This window comes from Corynebacterium sp. MSK071 (assembly GCF_030232125.1).
Taxonomy (GTDB): Bacteria; Actinomycetota; Actinomycetes; order Mycobacteriales; family Mycobacteriaceae; genus Corynebacterium; species Corynebacterium kefirresidentii.
In genome coordinates this window covers 45131-64701 of record NZ_JASPJA010000009.1, presented here as the reverse complement: position 1 = coordinate 64701, position 19571 = coordinate 45131, and the positions used below count along the sequence as shown (strand labels likewise).

Genomic DNA, 19571 nt, shown 5'->3' with positions numbered 1-19571 from the left:
GGTGCTGGGTAATCTTGGCGGATATGGATGACCCCACCCGCATCGATCCCACGCTTGAGTCCCTCCGTCGCGCCTGGGAAGGCCAACCCGACCTCAGCCTCGCCACCTTCTTTGCCATGCTGGCTAATCGGGGCATCGGTTGGGGTGCGAGCGATGCGGAGCTGGTAGCGGAGTTGCAGCGACAAGCGGCCGTGCATCCACCGCTTCTGCCCTTGGATAACGGACGCATTGCGGAAGGGGAGTGGCTGGTGCTTGCCGACGCCCCCACTAACCGCATTACCGCCACCCCCACCCACGTCATCGTGCGCCGTCCACAAGCTCAACCCGTGGTATGGGCATATGATTCCATTCGCCCAACCGGGCCCGGCCGGCCTTTTACCATTCGTGATACAGAAGGCTTCGAGCACCGCTTTGGCGTGGTTACCAGCCTCATGCGGTTGAGCACTACGTGCCCAGACCTCAAGGGCCTGAAGCGACAGGAGTTAGGCGATTTCGTCTTTGTTCTTCGCTTCTCCGGGGCCATTGGCGTTCTTGACCATGGGTTACACCTATTTGCCAAGGAAAATCGCCGCGTTACTCGCCAGGATTATTCTTGGCAGCGAATAGAAAAATGCCGCCCCGGAGAGGAACTGGAAGTGATCCTCGGGGGCGGCGAATCGGCCCGTTTGGGGGCCATTGAAGAGGTCCTAGTGGCAGAGACCCCGAACCCGCTATTCGGATAGGTCCTTCAGAGGCCCAACCTTGCTGAATTGCAGTTTATAAATGGTGTCCAAATCCGCGTCCGGGAAAGCCGCGCGGAAATCGCGTTCATTGGTCTCCACGGCGCCAGTAAGGCGCTCCACCGGGGTATCCGGATTGGCCGTGACCGTGTACTGCAGGGTAGGGCGGGCACGGTCATAAGCCACGAGCCGCTCCACGTGCTCGACGCCCTTAATTCCATCCAGATCCTGGGCCACAGCACCGGCAATAGCGTTCATCGACGTCGTGATAGATCCCTTGTCATTAGACGATGCAGACTCCACGTTATTAAAGCGACGGTGGCGCAGGTTAGCTACCACGAGCCACAGGCCTACGATAAGCAGTAGTGCGGAACCACCGGCCAGCGCCCAGACCCACCAGTCATTGTCCGCCAACGTCTTCCACGCATCGTGGTCCACCCACAGGGCTAAGTACTTGGCAAACTCCACATTGAAGTGGATAAGGATGGGCCACACGCCCAAAGCGATGAGGATTATTCCCAGCAGGCCGAGCAGGATACGGTCAAAAGTAGCAAGTTTTCTAGACATTGTTATCCAACTCCGGAATCTTTTCTACAGCTACGGTGACCTGTGGCGGATTCTTTAAGTGCGCCAGGCACTGCGTAACCGCGGTCTCTACTCGGCCCTGCAGCTCGGCATCGTCGGTATCACCATTGACGGTGACCTTAGCGGTCTTTTTATCCGCTGAGGTCTGTGCGGAGGCAACGCCCGGCACGCGGCGAGCAGTCGCCGAAGATAGGCGAGCGATATCTACCGGCCGCATCCACATGGACGCGGTATCGGAAGCCAGCTGCAGGTGCGTTGTGCGGCGCGTCTTTAGCGTTGCAAATAGGAAGATAAGGCCGACGATGATGGATGCGACACCGGCCCAAATCATCCAGGTCTGCAGCTGTTCAGTGGCGATGAGGTTAAGTACTGGCTGTACCCACGATTGGGCATCGGAACCAGAACCTACAAGCCACGTCTCGCGCACGCCGACGATGCCCGCGGCGATCAGAAGCAGCCCTAGAATCACAGCCCACGATCGCGCCGCTGGAGACGCCTTCGGCTGCTGCCCAAAGTGTTCAGGCATGTGCTGTTCAGCCATGGTTGCCTCCTTGTGGGCGGTAGGGGTTTATGGAAATGGCGCGCAACGGCTCCGGCCGTGGCACATCCACGTGCAGTGGGCGAGGGTTGGCCGGGGTGACCTCAATACGTTTGAGTGCTTGTGGTCGAGGGGCTTGTACCTTTCGCGCAGGAACGGACTTAGGGGTCTGCACGCGGCGCGGTGTCCACTCGTGGCGGATCTCGATATCACGCAGCGGCTGCGGCCGAGGAGCTGATACCTGTACTTTTCGCGACAGCGGGCGAACCTGTCCGCTGGGGACCAGCTTGGCTGGGCGCGGTGCCGCCACGCTGTGAACGTGTACCGGCTTAGGCTCTTTGAGAGGCCGCAGCGCATGTTCACCTGGGGAAGAGATTTCGCGCAGGTGGTGGTCAGGGAGATCAGCAGAGACACTGCGTACCTCAGCCTCGCGCGGAGTGTTTACGGACCGCACCGCGATGTCGGAGTCCGGGGCAGTGACGCTGCGCACCGGTGTTTTCTGCGGTGTGGCAATGCTGCGTACGTTGACCGACTCGGCAGTGACCGGCTGCCAGACCGGCGAGGGCGTGATGTGCGGCGCGACGGCAGCAGCAACCTGGCGCTGCTCCACTTCTGCCGCTGTTACCCGATTGCCCGGAACGGAACCGCCAACGGTGACATTAACGCGTGTAGTGGAATAACCGGTATGTGCCGCGATGGCTTCTGAAATGGCGGCGCGGGTATGCTCCGCCACCGTAGTAACCGGCGAGGGCCACACTACGCCGATAGTGGCGTTGACGGCCGCTACCTCGCGCTCCGAGTCCATTTGGACCGAGACCCGTGGAAAACCGCGGCCGCCGATGCCCGCTAGCTTGGCCTCTATGGCCTTGGTGCCGGGGACGCTAGCGATCGCGGCGGTAACGATGCGTTCCATGGTCCGCAGCGAGATACGCGTGTGGCCCTGAGTGGAACTATCTGTCATTAACCTTGGCCTTTCTCCTTACCGATGAGGCCATTCCACACCGAGGTGAGATCGATACGGCCATCAAAGTGTGCTCCCACGATTCCGCCAATGGCAGCAAGGAGTACGGCGAGCAGGGTCGGACCCCAACCTAGGTGCAAAAAGAAGGCAAGAATAAGGCCGGAAATGATGCCCAAAGTGGTGTAATTTTTCATATCTATTCCTTCGATGGAGCAGCGGATAAGCCATCCACGGCGTCAGAAAACTCAACGTCAATGCGCTGCAGTTCGGGACATGCCCCTCGTGCGGCGGACCGGATGTCTTCTGCCAAGGCATAAAGGTCCGGCGCCGCGCTGATATCGACGCGGATGTTGATCTGCAGGTGGCGATCGTCGCGCGGATTGGGTCGCCGCATACCGACGATGCGCTCGCCTGGGAGGTACAAACTCACCGAACTGAACGAACCGCCGTCGAGTGCAGCGACGCCGCGGACCTTCGTGACGGCCTGTGCAATAGCGTGGGCGTGGCTTACCTCGAGCTCGAAATGTGCTCGGGGCTCAGGCATTGGGCTTAGGCCTGACCCTGGTTCAAAGCAGCCTGGTCTTCAGACTCGGACTCATCTTTCGGCAGCTTGACATCGTGAACAACAACGTTGACGCGCTCGACACTCAGGCCAGTCATGCGCTCTACAGCATTCATGATGTTGCGGCGGATAGCCTCAGCGAGCTCGTGGATGGCCACGCCGTACTCAGCCGTAATTGCAATCTCGATGCGGGCGGAGCCTTCTGCTACCTCTACGTCTACGCCCTGGCGGACGTCCTCGGAAGCACCGAAAGACTCGCGAATATTGCCGATCATGCGGGCGCCGCCGCCACCCAGGGAATCCACGCCGGAAACCTCGCGGGCTGCGATGCCGGCAATCTTGGAGACCACGACATCATCGATGGTGGTGGTGCCGTACTGGGTTTCCAGGTTGTTATTGACCTCGCGCTCCTCGGAAGCGGGAACCTGGTTGTCAGAGTTTTGTGCAGGGGTCTTGTTTTCAGACATGGGCGAGTGAGCCTTTCTTTATTGGGTAATGCATGAACGCGATATTCAACTATCTAGGCAGAACAAAGAGTCCACAGCCATTGCCTCCGAGTTTAGATACTTCTCAGCCGAGTGTGGGGTGCGAGGCAACAAAATTTTCCAAAACGTGATTTTTGGCACGGTTTAATACGCGGCTTGAAAAACCGCAGCCCAACATGCTTAAATACAAAGGTTGCTTTAACAGGGCAGCGAGAACCGAGATGTGGTGCGAGCGACGGACGTCGTCAAGCGCAGTCTCGGGGAGACGCTGAGCTGGTAAAGCGAACATGACACCTTCGTTGTCGCCATGTTTCAGGGGAACTTGAAACATTGACTGGAAGGTCATCCGATCGGGCTAGGTCCGCGTTAGAGCAGTGACACCCCGAGAAGATGGACCGGAGAAGGGGCATGGCAAATAAACAGCGGCAGTAGACGAATTGGACACTCTCCACGTGTAATGCGTGAAAACCGTCCTCTTCACAATACTTTGACCACGGGTCTTGTACCCCGTCGAGAGCACTGCGTTCTGGCGCTTGCCATGTACCGCAACTCTTGGTCGTCATGACAGTCAGACCACTGGCGTTGTGTCAGGCCCCCAAGCCCGGACAACGTTATAGAGAAATCGAGAAGCAATTTCCCACCGCTTCACGCCCCGGAAACGCCGGGAATGTGAAAGTGGGGAAGCGAGGAAGAGGATAAGCGTGGCGGGACAAAAAATCCGCATTCGGCTGAAGGCCTATGACCACGAGGCTATCGACGCTTCTGCAAAGAAGATCGTCGAGACCGTTACCCGTACCGGTGCTCGTGTAGTCGGCCCAGTGCCGCTCCCAACCGAGAAGAACGTATACGCAGTTATTCGTTCTCCGCACAAGTACAAGGACTCTCGCGAGCACTTCGAGATGCGCACTCACAAGCGCCTGATCGACATTCTCGACCCAACCCCGAAGACCGTTGATGCTCTTATGCGCATCGATCTTCCGGCAAGCGTCGACGTGAACATCCAGTAAGCGACTTTGGTGGAGAACAAATAATGAGTGAAAACGAGATCAAGGGCATTCTGGGCAAGAAGCTCGGCATGACCCAGGTCTTCGACGAGGACAACCGCGTTGTACCGGTTACCGTCGTCGAGGCAGGGCCATGCGTTGTCACCCAGATTCGCACCCCCGAAACCGATGGCTACAGCGCCATCCAGATCGCCTTTGGCGAAATCGACCCACGCAAGGCAAATAAGCCGGTTGGTGGTCACTTCAAGAAGGCTGGCGTAACCCCACGCCGTCACGTTGCGGAAATCCGCATGGACGACACCTCTGCTTATGAGGTTGGCCAAGAGGTCAAGGTTGACATCTTCGAGGGCATCACCTTCGTTGACGTCACCGGCAAGACCAAGGGCCACGGCTACGCTGGTGCCATGAAGCGCCACGGCTTCGCAGGCCAGGGCGCAGCTCACGGTAACCAGGCCGCTCACCGCCGCGTTGGTGGCATCGGCGGCGCTGCTACCCCGGGCCGCGTCTTCAAGGGCAAGCGCATGGCTGGCCGTATGGGCCAGGACCGCGTGACCACCCAGAACCTGAAGATTCAGAAAATCGATGCCGAGTCCAACCTGCTGCTCATCAAGGGTGCTATCCCTGGTGCGCGCGGCGGCCTCGTCACCGTTAAGACCGCAGTGAAGGGCGGTGCACACGCATGAGCAACCTCAAGCTAGACGTCCACACTTCCGAGGGTAAGACCAACGGCTCTGTAGACCTGCCTGCTGAAATCTTTGACACCGAGGCATCCATTGCTCTGATGCACCAGGTTGTTAACGCTCAGCTTGCTGCTGCACGCCAGGGCACCCACGCAACCAAGACCCGCGGCGATGTCCGCGGTGGTGGTCGCAAGCCTTTCCGTCAGAAGGGCACCGGCCGTGCACGCCAGGGCTCAATCCGCGCACCGCATTACACCGGTGGCGGCACCGTCCATGGCCCACAGCCGCGCGACTACGCACAGCGCACCCCTAAGAAGATGATCAAGGCTGCTCTCTTCGGTGCACTGTCTGACCGTGCTCGCAACGAGCGCATCCACGTCATCGAAGAGCTCGTACCGGGCCAGAAGCCGTCCACCAAGTCGGCTAAGGCCTTCCTCGAGTCCCTGACCGAGCGCAAGAACGTGCTCCTGGTCATCGGCCGCGAGGACATCAACGCTCGTCGTAGCGCTAATAACCTGCCTAACGTTCAGATCCTGGACGCTGGCCAGCTCAACACCTACGACGTTCTCTACTCCGATGACGTTGTGTTCTCCGTTGAGGCGCTACACACCTTCATCAACCGCGCAACCGGCGCGGATAAGGAGGAGAACTAATGGCTAAGATTTCTAACCCACGCGATATCATCATCGCCCCGGTTGTATCCGAGAAGTCCTACGGTCTGATGGAGCAGAACGTGTACACGTTCTACGTCTCCACGGACTCCAATAAGTCCCAGATTAAAGATGCCGTAGAGCAGATCTTTGACGTCAAGGTCGACTCCGTGAACACCGTGAACCGTGCAGGCAAGCGTAAGCGCACCCGCACCGGTTACGGCCAGCGTAAGTCCACCAAGCGTGCATATGTGACGCTCCGTGAAGGCAGCGACTCCATCGACGTCTTCGGCGGCGGCGCTTAAGCGTCACCGGAGAGCCGAAAGGAAAAGGAAGAATTATGGCTATTCGTAAGTACAAGCCGACAACTCCGGGTCGCCGCGCATCCTCCGTTTCTGAGTTTGACGAGATCACTCGTTCTACTCCGGAGAAGTCCCTGCTGCGCCCGCTGAGCAAGACTGGTGGCCGTAACAACTACGGCCGCATCACCACCCGCCATATCGGCGGTGGCCACAAGCGCCGTTACCGTCTGATCGACTTCCGTCGTAACGACAAGGACGGCATCCCGGCAAAGGTCGCTCACATCGAGTACGACCCGAACCGCACCGCAAACATTGCACTGCTTCACTACGTTGATGGCGAAAAGCGCTACATCATCGCCCCTAAGGGTCTGAAGCAGGGCACCATCGTAGAGTCCGGCCCGAATGCAGATATCAAGGTTGGCAACAACCTGCCTCTGCGTAATATCCCGACCGGTTCTACCATCCACGCTGTTGAGCTCAAGCCGGGTGCTGGCGCTAAGCTGGCTCGCTCCGCTGGTGCTTCCATTCAGCTGCTGGGTAAGGAAGGCAAGTACGCAGTTCTGCGTATGCCGTCTTCCGAAATCCGCCGTGTGGATATCCGCTGCCGCGCCACCGTTGGTGAGGTTGGCAATGCCGAGCAGATGAACATCCGCTGGGGCAAGGCCGGCCGTATGCGTTGGAAGGGCGTTCGCCCGACCGTCCGCGGTGTCGTAATGAACCCGGTTGACCACCCACACGGTGGTGGTGAGGGTAAGACCTCGGGTGGTCGCCACCCTGTGTCCCCATGGGGCCACAAGGAGGGTCGCACCCGCAACCCGAACCGTTACTCCAACAACATGATCGTGCGCCGTCGTCGCCCGAACAAGAAGCGCTAAGAGGAGGTAAACAATGCCACGCAGCCTTAAGAAGGGCCCGTTCGTCGATGAGCACCTCCTCAACAAGGTGGATGCTCAGAACGATGCAGGCACCAAGCAGGTCATCAAGACCTGGTCTCGCCGCTCGACCATTCTCCCCGATTTCATCGGTCACACCTTCGCCGTCCACGACGGCCGCAAGCACGTGCCGGTTTTCATCGAGGACTCCATGGTCGGCCACAAGCTGGGCGAGTTTGCACCAACCAAGACCTTTAAGGGTCACGTCAAGGATGACAAGAAGGGACGTCGATAAGCGATGAGTGAGACCATCACCTCCGCATCCGCCACGGCCCGCTACGTCCGCGTCACCCCGATGAAGGCACGTCGCGTGCTCGATCTGGTCCGCGGCAAGTCCGTAAGCGAAGCCCTGGCTATCCTGAAGTACGCACCGCAGGGTGCTTCCAAGCCAGTTGCTAAGGTCGTTGCTTCTGCAGCCGCTAACGCTGAGAACAACTTCGGCCTCGACCCACGTACCCTGGTCATCTCCGAGGCTTATGCCAACGAGGGTCCGACCATGCGTCGTTTCCAGCCGCGTGCACAGGGTCGTGCATTCATGATTCGTAAGCGCACCAGCCACATCACCGTGGTGGTCGAAAGCCAGCAGGAAGGGGCCAAGTAATGGGCCAGAAGATCCATCCTCACGGCCTACGTTTGGGCATCACTTCCGACTGGAAGACCCACTGGTTCGCCGATAAGGACTACGCGAACTACGTAGCCGAAGACATCAAGATTCGTAACTACCTCAACAAGGGCCTCGAGCGCGCCGGCATTGCCGACGTCGTTATCGAGCGCACCCGCGACCGCGTCCGCGTCGACATTCACACCGCCCGCCCAGGCATCGTGATTGGCCGCCGCGGTGCTGAGGCTGACCGTATCCGCCGCGAGCTGGAAAAGCTCACCGGCAAGATGGTTGCCCTCAACATCCTCGAGGTCAAGCAGGTAGACGCAAACGCAACCCTGGTTGCTCACTCCATCGCGGAGCAGCTGGTTAACCGCGTCGCATTCCGTCGTGCAATGCGCAAGGCTATCCAGTCCGCTATGCGCCAGCCACAGGTCAAGGGCATCAAGATTCTGCTGTCCGGCCGCCTGGGTGGTGCTGAAATGTCCCGCGTTGAGCGCTACCACGAGGGTCGCGTTCCGCTGCACACTCTTCGCGCCGAAATCGATTACGGCACCGCAGAGGCCCACACCACCTTCGGCCGCATTGGCATCAAGGTGTGGATCTATAAGGGTGACGTCGTCGGTGGCGTACGCGAGTCCGAACTGAACGCTCCGGCACAGGGCCGTGGCCGTGACCGCAATGGTCGCTCCCGCCGCGGTGGCCAGCGCCGCCAGCGTGCACAGCAGAAGCAGGAGGGCTAATCCATGCTGATTCCTAAGCGTGTTAAGTACCGCCGTCAGCACCGCCCGAACCGTCGCGGCGTGTCCAAGGGCGGTAACCGCATCAACTTCGGCGATTACGCTATCCAGGCTCTCGAGCCGGCGTACATCACCAACCGTCAGATTGAGGCCGCACGTATTGCCATCAACCGCCACGTCAAGCGTGGTGGCAAGGTGTGGATCAACATCTTCCCGGACCGTCCGTTGACCCAGAAGCCGCTCGGCGTTCGTATGGGTTCCGGTAAGGGCCCGGTTGAGAAGTGGGTGGCTAACGTTAAGCCGGGCCGCGTACTTTTCGAGATGAGCTATCCGAACGATGCCGTTGCAATTGAGGCTCTGCGCCGCGCTGGCCAGAAGCTTCCTTGCAAGGTCCGTATCATCAAGAAGGAGGACCAGTTCTAATGGCAACCGGTACCCCCGCCCACGAGTTCCGTGAGCTCGACAATGCTGAGCTGCAGTCCCGCCTGAAGGATGCGAAGGAAGAACTGTTCAACCTTCGCTTCCAGAAGGCCACCGGCCAGCTGACCAACAACCGCCGCATCGGCACGGTTAAGCGCGACATTGCCCGCATCTACACCGTTCTGCGCGAGCGCGAGCTGGGCCTGTCCGTTGCTCCGGGAGCTGAGGCTTAATCATGAGTGAGGCTAACGTGACTGATTCCAAGAAGGCACCTACTCCGAAGAAGGAGAAGGTCAAGGGCGCTCCTAAGGTTCGCACCGGCTATGTAGTATCCGACAAGATGAACAAGACCATCGTTGTCGAGCTGGAAGACCGCAAGCAGCACGCCCTGTACGGCAAGATCTTGCGTTCTAACAAGAAGGTTAAGGCGCACGACGAGGAAGAAACCGCAGGCATCGGCGATCTCGTACGCATCGCTGAGACCCGCCCGCTGTCCAAGGACAAGCACTTCCGTCTCGTTGAGATCATCGAGAAGGCTAAGTAAAAACTAGCCAGCGCAGCCCCTGCTCCGAATCTAATGGTTCGGGGTAGGGGCCTTCGCCGTTTTCGGGCTTAGCTACGGTCGGGCCCTTCCATAAAACCAGTAGGGAACCCACGTGACGTCGGTGGTATCCAGGCCCCACTCATTCACCGCGAGGCCTCGTACGCTCTTTGCTAGCTCCCCCTCGCCGGAAGCCCACACGTACCCTGGCCCCGGCGCACGGGCATAGTCCGCTCTTAGAGCGGCTACGACAGCATCCGCCTCCTGACGCGGTTGGGTATGAATGATGCGCAGGCTGCGGACGCTCGTCTCCCACCGAGTTGCAAGGCCCGGCTCTACCTCGTCCTCGCTGGTTACCACGGCCATAACGTCGGTGGCTCGAAGCATCGCCGGGTTATGGTTTTCTTGGTAGGCCAAGATGTGCCGCAGGGCGGGCAGGGCGGATGCATCGGCGACTAGAAGTTGTGCCGACTCGGTTGGTCGCCACAAGTCGTTGCACGTAAAGAATCCCGCCGTATCGCCGGCTCGTGCGCGGCGAATCCACCGCGAGCCAGGTCCGGAATCGCCGTGGGTGACCACGTCGACATCGACTGTGGCCTCTTCTGAATGGAGCGCGCGGATGGTATACCAGCGCAGGTCCGGCCGCCTCTCCTCGCAAATCGCGCTTACCGCCGAGCGAAGGTTTATGCCGTCGACGGGGAAGGGCCTAAATTCCTGTCCGGCTTGTGGCATGACGAGTCCAAAGAATTCATCGGGTCCGGAGAGGGTGTATGTCCGGAATGCCTCGGCATAAAACGTCAGGCGGTGCAGGCGCGGCCGGATCCGTTTATTAGCGGTCAGAATAACGGGGATGAGTTCGTGTTGACGCATCGTGGCGGATTGTGGGGAAGAGTTCATGCGTCTAATATACTCATAATAAACTAAGGCTTGCCTAAATTACTCTTTGCGGTATAGGCTAAGCAAAGTTATTTTCCTCCTTCTTGAAAGGGCTAGCCTGGTGAAGATTTTCGGCCGTCGTAGTTTGGGTGCAGTAGCAGTGCTTTCTGCCGGAGCCGTAGCCTTAGGAGGCTGCTCCCGCGGTGAAGGCGATGAAACGGCTAAGGCTACTGACGCTTCCAGCGAGCAGCGGGTGGCTAGCCTGGGCCTGGGTGACGCCGATACGCTACTTGCCCTGGGGATCACTCCCGTGGCGGTGGCACCGTGGGGTGCTGAGGGCGATGGCGATCCCTCCGGCGTCGGCCCCTGGGCAGATAAGCTTTTGGGCGATGCAAAGCCTGAGGTGATTTATAATACCGCAACCGGATTCACCGCGGATACCTTTGAGCAGATCACCGCGGCAGATCCCACCCAGATCATTGCGGTGAACCAGGCCGTGGATGCGCATACGAAGGAATCCCTGGAAGACATCGCGCCTACCACCGTCAAGCCAGATGGCTATGAAGACTGGCAGGTGCCCTGGGAAAAGCAGGTAGAAACTATTGCAGACGCGGTGGGTAAGGAAGACGAAGGCGATAAGCTTATCGATGACACCGAAAAGGCCTTCGAGGAATTCCGCCGCGAGCACACGGAATTGCAGGATAAATCTGCGGCCATCGTCATGCCTTATGACGGCAAAATCGGCCTCTACACCGAGGAGGACGGGCGCGGACAATTCATCGAGGATCTTGGCATGGAGATCCCCGATGCCTTGCAGGGCGATGGCAGCAGCTTCTTCGTTGACATTGCCCCAGAAAATTACGCAAAACTTAACCAGGTTGATTACCTCTTTGTCCTGGACTACAACGGTTCCTCCGAAGCCTTGAAGAAGGATAAGACCTTCCAAGGCCTCGACGTTGTCAAGGATGGTCGCGTGCGCTACCTGGATACGGATACCGGTAATGCCATGAGTATGCCGAACCCGGTGACCATCCCCTGGGCAGTAGATAAGTTTGAAGAGAAGCTGTAATTGTCAGCAACCACGAAAGTCGGCCAAAAAATCCAGACGGATAACACCGCAGATAGTCCTACCGCCACCGGCGCCGCCGCACCGGTAATGACGCGGGCACAGAGTCACAAGCTGCTCCTTGTTGCCCTCATCCTCGCCAGTCTGGTGTTGGCGGTGGCGTCCTTGACGCTAGGATCCCGCTCGATTCCGCCCGGGGAGGTCATCGCCGCCCTGCACGGAGCAGGGGAGCAGGATATCCACGATATCGTGTGGAACCTGCGCATGCCGCGCACCTTCCTGGCTTATTTCGCCGGCGCGGCCCTTGCTGTGGCCGGTGTACTGGCGCAATCGTGGACCAGAAACCCGCTGGCGGATCCAGGGTTTATTGGCGTTACCGCGGGTGCGTCATTCTTTGTTGCCATAGGCACGGCCATCGGCATTGCTACCTCCACCGGTATGCGGACTACCCTCGCGCTCGCTGGCGCGGGTATTACCACGCTGCTGGTCTTAGCCGTATCGCGGCGGTTTCAGGATCCTCTGACGCTCGTTCTGGTAGGTGCCGGCGTCTCCGCCGCCTTGGGATCGGGCGCGATGATCATCGGCCTTTATTCCACGGACGTCCTCGATAGCATGCGGCGGTGGACCATCGGATCCACCTTTGGCCGCGGCCCAGAAGACGTCGCGATCGCGGGCATAGGGCTTGTTATCGGCCTAGCGTGCGCGGCGATGGCAGCCAGACCCCTCGACCTTTTGGCTATGGGGGAGGAGTCCTCCCTCGCCTTGGGCGGGTCCCCCACCACCGCGCGGGTGGGCGCGGCGCTCAGCGTCGTGGTGCTGGCCGGCAGTGCAACGGCGGCAACGGGGCCCATTGCCTTCGTCGGCTTTGCCATTCCTCACATCGTGCGGCGGGTGGTGGGCCCTAGCGTTGCTACCATGCTTTTGCCCTCCGCGCTCTTAGGTGGTTGTGCCGTGCTTGCCGCCGATATCATCGGCCGCCTCATTGTGGGTAACTCGGAGCTGGAGATGTCCATCGTCCTCGCAGTAGTGGGCGCACCCTTCCTCATTTGGGGTGCCCACCGAGGAATGGGCAGAACGTGGGGGTAAAACGCATGACCACGATCAGCACAATTTTAACAGCGCAGCAACGCCGTCGGCACGCGCGCGTGCTCGCTTCCACGTTGGCATTTATCCTTATCGCCCTTATCGCGTACTTAGTATTGTTGGGGCAAGGTTCCGTGGAACTGAGCCCACGGCAAGTCATCGATGTCCTCACCGGCGGCGGCAGCGAGAGCCACATCAGGGTGGTGTGGGACTTGCGCCTGCCGGTTGCTATCGCCACCGTCATCGTGGGCACCGCCCTCGGTCTGGCCGGTTCTTGGACGCAAACCATGGCCCGCAACCCGCTCGCCTCGCCGGATATTTTAGGCGTTACCGGCGGGGCATCGGTGCTGGTGGTCCTGGGCACCGTGCATTCGCGCCCCAGTTTCGCTGAGGGCATCCCGGAGTTTTGGTGGCGGGCATGCTTGGCGACGATCGGCGCCCTCCTCGTTGTCCTCCTCCTCGCCACCCTTGGTGGCATCGGTACGAGCAACCGCATCGTCATCGTCGGTATTGCCTTATCGCTGCTGTTTCAGGCCATCGTGGCGTATTTGATGCGCAGCGCCCAGGTCCTGCGCGCTGCGGAGGCGCAAACGTGGCTTGCGGGATCGACTGGATTTGTGCGCATGGAGGTCATCCTCCCCCTGCTGGCGGCATTAGCGCCGTTTCTCGCTATAGGCATCTGGTGCGCGCGGGAATTGCCGTTGCTTGCCCATGATGATTCCTCCGCAACCACCCTGGGCGTGAATATCTCCCGCCAGCGCTCTCTTCTGCTTATCGCGGCAACCGGTATCAGCGCCGTGGTGGTCTCGGTGGTGGGACCCATTGGGTTTATCGCGCTGCTAGCGCCGCACCTGGCGCGGATGGTGGCGCGCACCCCCACGCCATCGCCGCTGGCGTCGGCAGCCGCGGGCGCGGCGTTGCTTACCGTGTGCGCCGTCATCGCTGGCGCTATCCCGGTAGACGCGCCGGTGGGTGCGGTTTCCTCGGTCATCGGCGGCTGCGCCTTGGTGATAGTGGTGTGGAATGCGGCCGGGCGCAGCTAAACGTTGCGCCGCGGCACAGCGGGGGAAACGGACAAACACAGCGCCGGATGGTGCTAGATAGTCGTACGTGGATGAAGGAAAAGATATGACGAATAATCAGCCTAAACAGCCCACGAGCGCGAAGCCTCGGTGCAGTCTCCACGCCACCGGCATTCATGCGGGATATAAGGATGGCGAGGACATCCTTGCCGGCGTCGATCTGCACGCCCGTGCCGGCGAAGTCACCACGCTCATTGGGCCCAATGGCTGTGGCAAGTCCACGCTGCTGAAAACTCTCTCGAAAATCCTGGCCCCGCGGCAGGGCAGCGTCATGGTCGGGGACGCTGACCTACATGCGTTGTCCGCGAAGGATGCCGCGCAGCAGGTGGCGCTGCTGCCGCAGCACCCCGTGGCCCCCGATGGGCTACGGGTAGGCGAGTTGGTCGCGCGCGGGCGTCATCCCTATCAGGGGAGGATGCGCGGCCTTTCCGCTACGGATCGGGAGACTATCGCGCAGGCCTGCGAGGCTACCGACATTGTGGACTTCCTCGATCGTGATATCGCTTCGCTATCGGGTGGGCAGCGCCAACGCGTCTGGCTGGCGTTGGCACTGGCACAAGATACGCCTGTGCTGCTTCTCGACGAACCCACGACCTTTCTCGACCCCGCCCATGCCATGCGCATGCTGGAGTTGGCTCGCGCACAGGCGCAGGTGGGAAAAACAGTGGTTGTAGTCCTGCACGATCTCATGCTGGCGGGCCACTATTCTGATTCCATGGTGGTGATGAAAGCCGGCAAAATTATCGCTCGCGGGGCGCCGAAACAAGCGCTATCCCCGAAGGTATTGGAGCAGGCCTATGGCATCGAGGCTGAAGCCTGGGACGATCCGGATAGTGATGCCCCCATCATTGTTCCCCGCCGCGTCGTAGCGGCGCATTAGTGGAAACCTGCCAATTGTGGCTGTTGCCCAGTCGCTCTAGTTGACCTTTCTTTGTATATCTAGAAAGGAAATTGCCACTACAAAAAGATTGAGCACGCTTCCCGCGCCGAGCAAAAAGGTACCGATTCGATAGGATCCTGTGCCGACGGCCGCCATATTGCCGTAGATATAGACCCAGATGCCCCAGCCGATGAGCAGAACGAGGCCGGCAAGACCAGAGAGCAGGCGGAGGCTACGAGGGGAGGCGGGGGCGAAGAATTTATAGGCGGCGTCGACAAGCGTGCAAGCCGCAAGCCCCAAACTCAGCCCGCCGGTCAACCAAACAGGAAGTAGAGCGGAGGTGCCAAAAACTACGGGCAGGATAAACGCGAGAAACGCGAGGATAAAGAGCGCGGAGTGCAGCCACAGGGTGCGCTTGGTGTAGGTCATAGCGCTGACTCTACTTCCTCACGCCGTGGTGGGTTAGCACCTTTGCGTGAAACGGTGATCCCTGCGGCGGCCGCGGCGAAGGACAGGATTTCCTTCCACTCCGCAGCTCCTAGTTCAGACAAGGCGGTGGCGTCGAGCCCGCGCTCATCAATCTGGGTCAACAATGCGGCCATGATGGTATCGCCGGCGCCAATGGTGTCGGCGACGGTGACCTTTGCGGCCGGCACCTGTAGTGCGGTGTCACCGGCCTGAACGCTAAGGCCCTCCCCGCCGCGGGTAATTACGACGACGGGGACCTGGGAAATGAGGTCGGTGCCGAGGAATTCCACCTCCTCGTCGGAAAGCTTGAGCACAGTGACGTGGGGGAGCAGGTCCGCTAGGAATTCTCGGTGCTCCTGGGTGGCGTAGAACGGGCGGATATTCGGATCGAGGGCGACCAAGGTACCTTGTGCGGCAAAATCCTTCAATAGTTGCGCATAGCGGGAGGCGCCAGGTTCAAGGGCAAGGGAGACCGTGCCAAAGCACGCGATATCGGCCGGAACCAAGTGTGGCTCAACCAAGCGGTCGGCGGTGCCCTCGATATAGAAGTTATAGGAAGCGGAGCCGTCCTCATGGATGGTCGTGACGGCTAGCGTGGTGGGCTCATCGCCACGCTGCAGGTGGGTGGTGGTCACGCCTTCTGACTTAAGGCGGCCAACGAGTTCCTGGCCAAAACCATCGGTAGAAAGGCGGGACTGGAACTCTACGTCCGCCCCCAGTCTCGCGGCTGCGATGGCCACGTTAAATGGCCCGCCGCCCAGCGCCGGGGTGTGGTCGTTCAAGCTGCCAGGGGCTACTGGAACGAGGTCCACGAGCCCTTCACCGCACACATGAATAGTCATATTTTCATAGTATCGGTGATATGAACTACCGGCCCAATTTTCACCTTGCCCCACCACAAGGCCGCCTCAATGATCCCAATGGTGTCTTTGTAGACGGTGATACCTTGCATGTTTACTACCAGCATGACCCTGCCTTCCCGCGCCAGCCCAAGCGCACCGGCTGGGGCCATGCGACCACACGTGTTTCCGCGCCCACGCCATGGCAACACCACCCGGATGCCTTATACCCGGATCTGCCCTATGACAAGGATGGATGCTATTCGGGCGGCGCGGTGGTCGATGGCACCGATGTCTGGCTGTTTTATACAGGCAACCTGAAACAAGACGGCCGCCGCATTCCCTCGCAGAACCGCGTGCGCGCCCTCGACCCTTCGGGCCCTGAAGGCGGCATCTATCTCCGCGATGAGAATAACCCCCTCATCCCGGACTCCCCGGAGGGTTATACGGGCCACTTCCGTGACCCACAGATCACCCGCGACGGTGACGGTTGGCGGATGGTCATCGGCGCCCAAACCGAAGATGAACGCGGCACCATTGTTCTCTACCGCTCCCAGGACTTAGCGCAGTGGGACTTTCAGGGCGAGATTGTTTTGGATGATCCTTCCCAGCTGCCGGGCGGATATATGTGGGAGTGTCCTAATCTCCTCACGCTAGGGGACAAGCAGGTACTCATCTTTTGCCCGCAAGCAGAAACGGACCGCTGCGGCTATGTCGTGGGCACGCTCGAAGGGTTGGATTTTCACATTGAGCGCGGCTTTACACTCTTGGATCACGGCACCCAGTTTTATGCGCCGCAGGCTACCGAGGACGGCATCCTGCTGGGGTGGATGGGCATGCCCGCCCAGGATGACACTCCGACGCAAGGCTGGGTGCACACCTTGACCCTGCCACGCCGCATCTGGCTTGAGGGTGACTACTTGCACCAAGAGCCGCTGTGGTCTGCCTTGCCGGAGACCCACGGGCGCGAAGGCTTTGGCTCCACCATCGATATCAAGGGCGAAGGTTCCTTTGCTCTTATCGACGCCGCCGGGGATGAAGCTTTCCGTGTCACCCAACGCGACGGGACCATTTCCTTTAATGGCGGAGAACCCATCGACTGCCCGGATGGTGAGATGCGCTTGATTGCGGATGGCTGCGCCGTTGAGGTCTATGCCGGGGGTGGTCGGATTGCTGCTTCGTTCGCGGTGTTTGGCGAGTCACCGTGGCAGGGGTGGGAACCGCGCGGGTAGGTGTACCTATCACCGGTGAAGTTGCCAACACTCCGCCCGAATGTGTGGACTTAGGCCCGAATTCCAGCTGTAATGGACATAAGTAGTCACGTCCGGTATCAGGATGTGATCCATTACACTGAAGGGCTCTTCTATGGACCACAAGGAAGTAGCCGCCCGCACGCTTAAGGCGCTCGGCGGCGAAAACAACATCAACGCACTCGCGCACTGCGCCACGCGCCTGCGCATGGTGCTGCAAGATTCGGACAAGGTGGATACCGCCGCGCTGGATAATGACCCCGATCTCAAGGGCACCTTTGAGGCTGGCGGTATGTTCCAGGTCATCGTCGGCCCTGGTGACGTCAATATCGTCTTCCAGGAAATGACCAACCTGATTTCCAAGGACGTGGCCGTATCCACCGACCGTCTAAAAGACATCGCTGCTGAATCCGGCAACTGGTTTAGCCGGGCCGTCAAAGTCTTGGCGGATATCTTCGTGCCGCTCATCCCCATCCTATTGGGCGGCGGTTTGCTCATGGCTCTCAATAACGTCTTGACGGCCGAAGGCCTGTTTGGCGATAAATCCGTCATCGAGATGTTCCCGGCGTGGGAAGGCTTTGCTGGGCTAGTTAATTTGCTCGCCGCCGCGCCGTTCGCCTTCCTGCCCATCCTCGTCGGCTTTACCGCGACGAAGCGCTTTGGTGGCAACGAGTTCCTTGGCGCCGGTATGGCTATGGCGATGGTCATGCCGGATTTGGTCAGCGGTTACAACGTGGCTGAAGCGATTGAAAGCGGCGAGATGTCCTATTGGAATATCTTTGGCTTCGACGTCGCCCAGGCCGGCTACCAAGGTTCCATCCTTCCTATCTTGGTGATTTCGTGGATCCTCGCCACCTTGGAGAAATTCCTGCACAAGCACCTCAAGGGCACGGTGGACTTCATGCTTACCCCGCTGCTCACGCTGCTCATTACCGGTTTCTTAACCTTTATGGGCTTGGGGCCCATCCTGCGCACGGCCGGCGACTGGCTTGGCATGGGACTAGCTAACCTCTATGACTTTGCCGGTCCAGTGGCCGGTTTCCTCTTCGGCCTTGTCTATTCGCCGATTGTGATTACCGGCTTGCATCAATCTTTCCCGCCGATTGAGACGATGTTGTGGAACGAGGGCGGTTCCTTTATCTTCCCGATTGCCTCCATGGCCAATATCGCCCAAGGTGGTGTCGCGCTCGCCGTATACTTCCTGGCCCGCTCCGAAAAGCTCAAGGGGCTGGCCGGTGCCTCCGGCATTTCCGCCCTGTTCGGTATTACTGAGCCCGCTATCTTCGGCGTAAACCTTCGCTTGCGCTGGCCGTTCTATATCGGCATGGCGGCGTCCGCCGTTTCCTCTGCCTTCATCGCCATCTTTGGCGTGCTTGCCGATGCCCTCGGCGCCGCCGGCTTCATCGGTTTCGTCTCCGTCCCCCGCTTCGTGCCGACCTTCCTCCTGTGTGGTGTCATCTCCTTCGTGATTGCCTTTGTGGGCGCGTACCTCTACGGCCGCGTGCTCATTCGGAAGAATGGCTCCATCGACCCGGACGAGGTCAATCCTCCCGCAGCCGAGGCACAGGCTGCCGCTGCCACCCCAGCTGCGGTAGCTGCCGACGATGCCTGCACCATCTTCTCCCCACTGGAGGGCACCGCCGTGCCACTGTCTCAGGTCAGCGATCCTATGTTTGCCGGTGGCAAGCTGGGCCAAGGTGTGGCAATCGAGCCCACCGTGGGCAAGCTGGTTGCGCCTGCCGACGGCAAAATCACCGTTACTTTCCCCTCCCACCATGCCTATGCCATTCGTGCCAAGGACTCAGTGGTGGGCAACATCGATATCCTCATGCATATCGGATTCGATACGGTAAACCTCAAGGGTGAGCACTTCACCTCCCACGTCACCAAGGGCGATGAGGTCAAGCGGGGCGATATCCTCGCCGAATTCGATATCGACGCTATCAAGGCCGCCGGCCTTCCCGTGACCACTCCGGTGGTTGTCTCGAATTCGAAGAAGACCGGCCCGGTCATCCCTACCGAGGCCTTCCGCCCCGGCGAACTTATTGGCTCCGGTACCGATATCTTCACCGTGGATCCCAAGCTCGAGCCAGCATCCACACCAACCACTGGCCATGCAGCTACACCTGCATCCACTGAGGAGCCTTCCAGTACAACCAGCTAGCTCTAAAGAACAAAGGCCGAACTGAGAGATACTTCTTCCCAGTTCGGCCTTTAGTGTATTAGAAACAACTGTGCTCCCATGGCCAAAAGCTCATTTGGAGCCCAAGCGAATTGCGATGCACCAGGGAGTCCACAGCAAAAAGC

General features: G+C 59.7%; 27 protein-coding genes. 18 read left to right on the top strand and 9 right to left on the bottom strand.

Translation table 11 applies throughout. The features are described 5' to 3' along the window. Positions 1-23 precede the first annotated feature (23 nt). Positions 24-722 carry a hypothetical protein gene (locus tag QP990_RS08775; RefSeq protein WP_023020542.1) on the top strand — a complete coding sequence of 233 codons (699 nt, stop codon included), beginning with the start codon at positions 24-26 and terminating at the stop codon, positions 720-722. On the opposite strand, the gene amaP is transcribed toward QP990_RS08775, so the two are convergent. The 6 genes from amaP to QP990_RS08745 are packed head-to-tail and all read right to left on the bottom strand — an operon-like array spanning position 711 to position 3832. After that, a complete protein-coding gene (gene amaP / locus QP990_RS08770; protein ID WP_023020543.1) occupies positions 711-1286 on the bottom strand; it encodes an alkaline shock response membrane anchor protein AmaP in 576 nt (191 codons plus the stop codon). The two genes, QP990_RS08775 and amaP, sit on opposite strands and share 12 nt — an antisense overlap. Then, on the bottom strand, positions 1279-1845 hold the full coding sequence (locus QP990_RS08765; protein ID WP_023020544.1) for a DUF6286 domain-containing protein: 567 nt from the start codon (positions 1843-1845) through the stop codon (positions 1279-1281). Before QP990_RS08765 ends, amaP begins: the two co-directional genes overlap by 8 nt. Beyond that, positions 1838-2803 carry an Asp23/Gls24 family envelope stress response protein gene (locus QP990_RS08760; RefSeq protein WP_023020545.1) on the bottom strand — a complete coding sequence of 322 codons (966 nt, stop codon included), beginning with the start codon at positions 2801-2803 and terminating at the stop codon, positions 1838-1840. The genes QP990_RS08765 and QP990_RS08760 overlap by 8 nt, the downstream gene beginning before the upstream one ends. Further along, positions 2803-2997, bottom strand: coding sequence for a DUF2273 domain-containing protein (locus QP990_RS08755; RefSeq protein ID WP_023020546.1), 195 nt, complete (start codon positions 2995-2997; stop codon positions 2803-2805). The genes QP990_RS08760 and QP990_RS08755 overlap by 1 nt, the downstream gene beginning before the upstream one ends. Positions 2998-2999: 2 nt before the next feature. Beyond that, positions 3000-3347 carry a hypothetical protein gene (locus QP990_RS08750; protein WP_023020547.1) on the bottom strand — a complete coding sequence of 116 codons (348 nt, stop codon included), beginning with the start codon at positions 3345-3347 and terminating at the stop codon, positions 3000-3002. Between the two features lie 5 nt (positions 3348-3352). Continuing rightward, entirely contained in the window at positions 3353-3832 is a 480-nt protein-coding gene (locus tag QP990_RS08745) for an Asp23/Gls24 family envelope stress response protein (RefSeq protein ID WP_023020548.1), read from the bottom strand. Between the two features lie 719 nt (positions 3833-4551). On the opposite strand from QP990_RS08745, the gene rpsJ reads away from it, so the two are divergent. Genes rpsJ through rpsQ form a run of 11 tightly spaced genes read left to right on the top strand, consistent with a single transcriptional unit; the run spans position 4552 to position 9723 of the window. Beyond that, positions 4552-4857 (top strand): 30S ribosomal protein S10, encoded by a 306-nt coding sequence (rpsJ, locus tag QP990_RS08740; protein ID WP_003848085.1) that lies wholly within the window; start codon positions 4552-4554, stop codon positions 4855-4857. 23 nt (positions 4858-4880) lie between these two features. Continuing rightward, positions 4881-5537 carry a 50S ribosomal protein L3 gene (gene rplC, locus QP990_RS08735; RefSeq protein ID WP_023020549.1) on the top strand — a complete coding sequence of 219 codons (657 nt, stop codon included), beginning with the start codon at positions 4881-4883 and terminating at the stop codon, positions 5535-5537. After that, positions 5534-6187 (top strand): 50S ribosomal protein L4, encoded by a 654-nt coding sequence (rplD, locus tag QP990_RS08730; protein WP_005322847.1) that lies wholly within the window; start codon positions 5534-5536, stop codon positions 6185-6187. Before rplC ends, rplD begins: the two co-directional genes overlap by 4 nt. Beyond that, on the top strand, positions 6187-6489 hold the full coding sequence (rplW, locus tag QP990_RS08725) for a 50S ribosomal protein L23 (RefSeq protein WP_023020550.1): 303 nt from the start codon (positions 6187-6189) through the stop codon (positions 6487-6489). The genes rplD and rplW overlap by 1 nt, the downstream gene beginning before the upstream one ends. Before the next feature lie 35 nt (positions 6490-6524). Next, complete coding sequence (gene rplB / locus QP990_RS08720) at positions 6525-7361, top strand: 50S ribosomal protein L2 (protein ID WP_023020551.1); 837 nt, start codon at positions 6525-6527, stop codon at positions 7359-7361. A gap of 13 nt (positions 7362-7374) precedes the next feature. Then, the gene (gene rpsS, locus QP990_RS08715) at positions 7375-7653 is read left to right on the top strand and encodes a 30S ribosomal protein S19 (protein ID WP_005276936.1); all 279 of its coding nucleotides are present in this window, start codon (positions 7375-7377) and stop codon (positions 7651-7653) included. A gap of 3 nt (positions 7654-7656) precedes the next feature. Beyond that, the gene (gene rplV, locus QP990_RS08710) at positions 7657-8019 is read left to right on the top strand and encodes a 50S ribosomal protein L22 (protein ID WP_005276938.1); all 363 of its coding nucleotides are present in this window, start codon (positions 7657-7659) and stop codon (positions 8017-8019) included. Continuing rightward, a complete protein-coding gene (gene rpsC / locus QP990_RS08705; protein WP_023027807.1) occupies positions 8019-8762 on the top strand; it encodes a 30S ribosomal protein S3 in 744 nt (247 codons plus the stop codon). Before rplV ends, rpsC begins: the two co-directional genes overlap by 1 nt. Before the next feature lie 3 nt (positions 8763-8765). Then, a complete protein-coding gene (gene rplP, locus QP990_RS08700) occupies positions 8766-9182 on the top strand; it encodes a 50S ribosomal protein L16 (RefSeq protein WP_023020553.1) in 417 nt (138 codons plus the stop codon). Further along, positions 9182-9412, top strand: coding sequence for a 50S ribosomal protein L29 (gene rpmC, locus QP990_RS08695; RefSeq protein ID WP_005322842.1), 231 nt, complete (start codon positions 9182-9184; stop codon positions 9410-9412). The genes rplP and rpmC overlap by 1 nt, the downstream gene beginning before the upstream one ends. Positions 9413-9414: 2 nt before the next feature. Continuing rightward, positions 9415-9723 (top strand): 30S ribosomal protein S17, encoded by a 309-nt coding sequence (gene rpsQ, locus QP990_RS08690; protein WP_284799079.1) that lies wholly within the window; start codon positions 9415-9417, stop codon positions 9721-9723. A gap of 72 nt (positions 9724-9795) precedes the next feature. On the opposite strand, the gene QP990_RS08685 is transcribed toward rpsQ, so the two are convergent. Further along, positions 9796-10617: a siderophore-interacting protein gene (locus QP990_RS08685; RefSeq protein ID WP_023020555.1), complete on the bottom strand. Its 822-nt coding sequence runs from the start codon at positions 10615-10617 to the stop codon at positions 9796-9798. Positions 10618-10717: 100 nt separating this feature from the next. On the opposite strand from QP990_RS08685, the gene QP990_RS08680 reads away from it, so the two are divergent. From QP990_RS08680 to QP990_RS08665, 4 genes are all read left to right on the top strand, one after another. Further along, on the top strand, positions 10718-11665 hold the full coding sequence (locus QP990_RS08680; RefSeq protein WP_023020556.1) for an ABC transporter substrate-binding protein: 948 nt from the start codon (positions 10718-10720) through the stop codon (positions 11663-11665). Continuing rightward, positions 11666-12748: an iron ABC transporter permease gene (locus tag QP990_RS08675; RefSeq protein ID WP_023020557.1), complete on the top strand. Its 1083-nt coding sequence runs from the start codon at positions 11666-11668 to the stop codon at positions 12746-12748. It abuts the gene before it with no gap. 5 nt (positions 12749-12753) lie between these two features. After that, positions 12754-13788 (top strand): iron chelate uptake ABC transporter family permease subunit, encoded by a 1035-nt coding sequence (locus tag QP990_RS08670; protein WP_023020558.1) that lies wholly within the window; start codon positions 12754-12756, stop codon positions 13786-13788. A gap of 85 nt (positions 13789-13873) precedes the next feature. Next, positions 13874-14707, top strand: a complete 834-nt coding sequence (locus tag QP990_RS08665; RefSeq protein WP_023020559.1) for an ABC transporter ATP-binding protein — start codon at positions 13874-13876, stop codon at positions 14705-14707. Between the two features lie 36 nt (positions 14708-14743). On the opposite strand, the gene QP990_RS08660 is transcribed toward QP990_RS08665, so the two are convergent. Further along, positions 14744-15136 carry a hypothetical protein gene (locus tag QP990_RS08660; RefSeq protein WP_023020560.1) on the bottom strand — a complete coding sequence of 131 codons (393 nt, stop codon included), beginning with the start codon at positions 15134-15136 and terminating at the stop codon, positions 14744-14746. Further along, the gene (locus QP990_RS08655) at positions 15133-16017 is read right to left on the bottom strand and encodes a carbohydrate kinase (protein ID WP_023020561.1); all 885 of its coding nucleotides are present in this window, start codon (positions 16015-16017) and stop codon (positions 15133-15135) included. Before QP990_RS08655 ends, QP990_RS08660 begins: the two co-directional genes overlap by 4 nt. A gap of 20 nt (positions 16018-16037) precedes the next feature. Between QP990_RS08655 and QP990_RS08650 the strand changes: the two genes are divergently transcribed. Both QP990_RS08650 and QP990_RS08645 read left to right on the top strand, forming a co-directional pair. Further along, entirely contained in the window at positions 16038-17246 is a 1209-nt protein-coding gene (locus QP990_RS08650; protein ID WP_023020562.1) for a glycoside hydrolase family 32 protein, read from the top strand. Between the two features lie 133 nt (positions 17247-17379). After that, entirely contained in the window at positions 17380-19428 is a 2049-nt protein-coding gene (locus tag QP990_RS08645; RefSeq protein WP_023020563.1) for a sucrose-specific PTS transporter subunit IIBC, read from the top strand. The last annotated feature ends 143 nt before the right edge of the window (positions 19429-19571 follow it).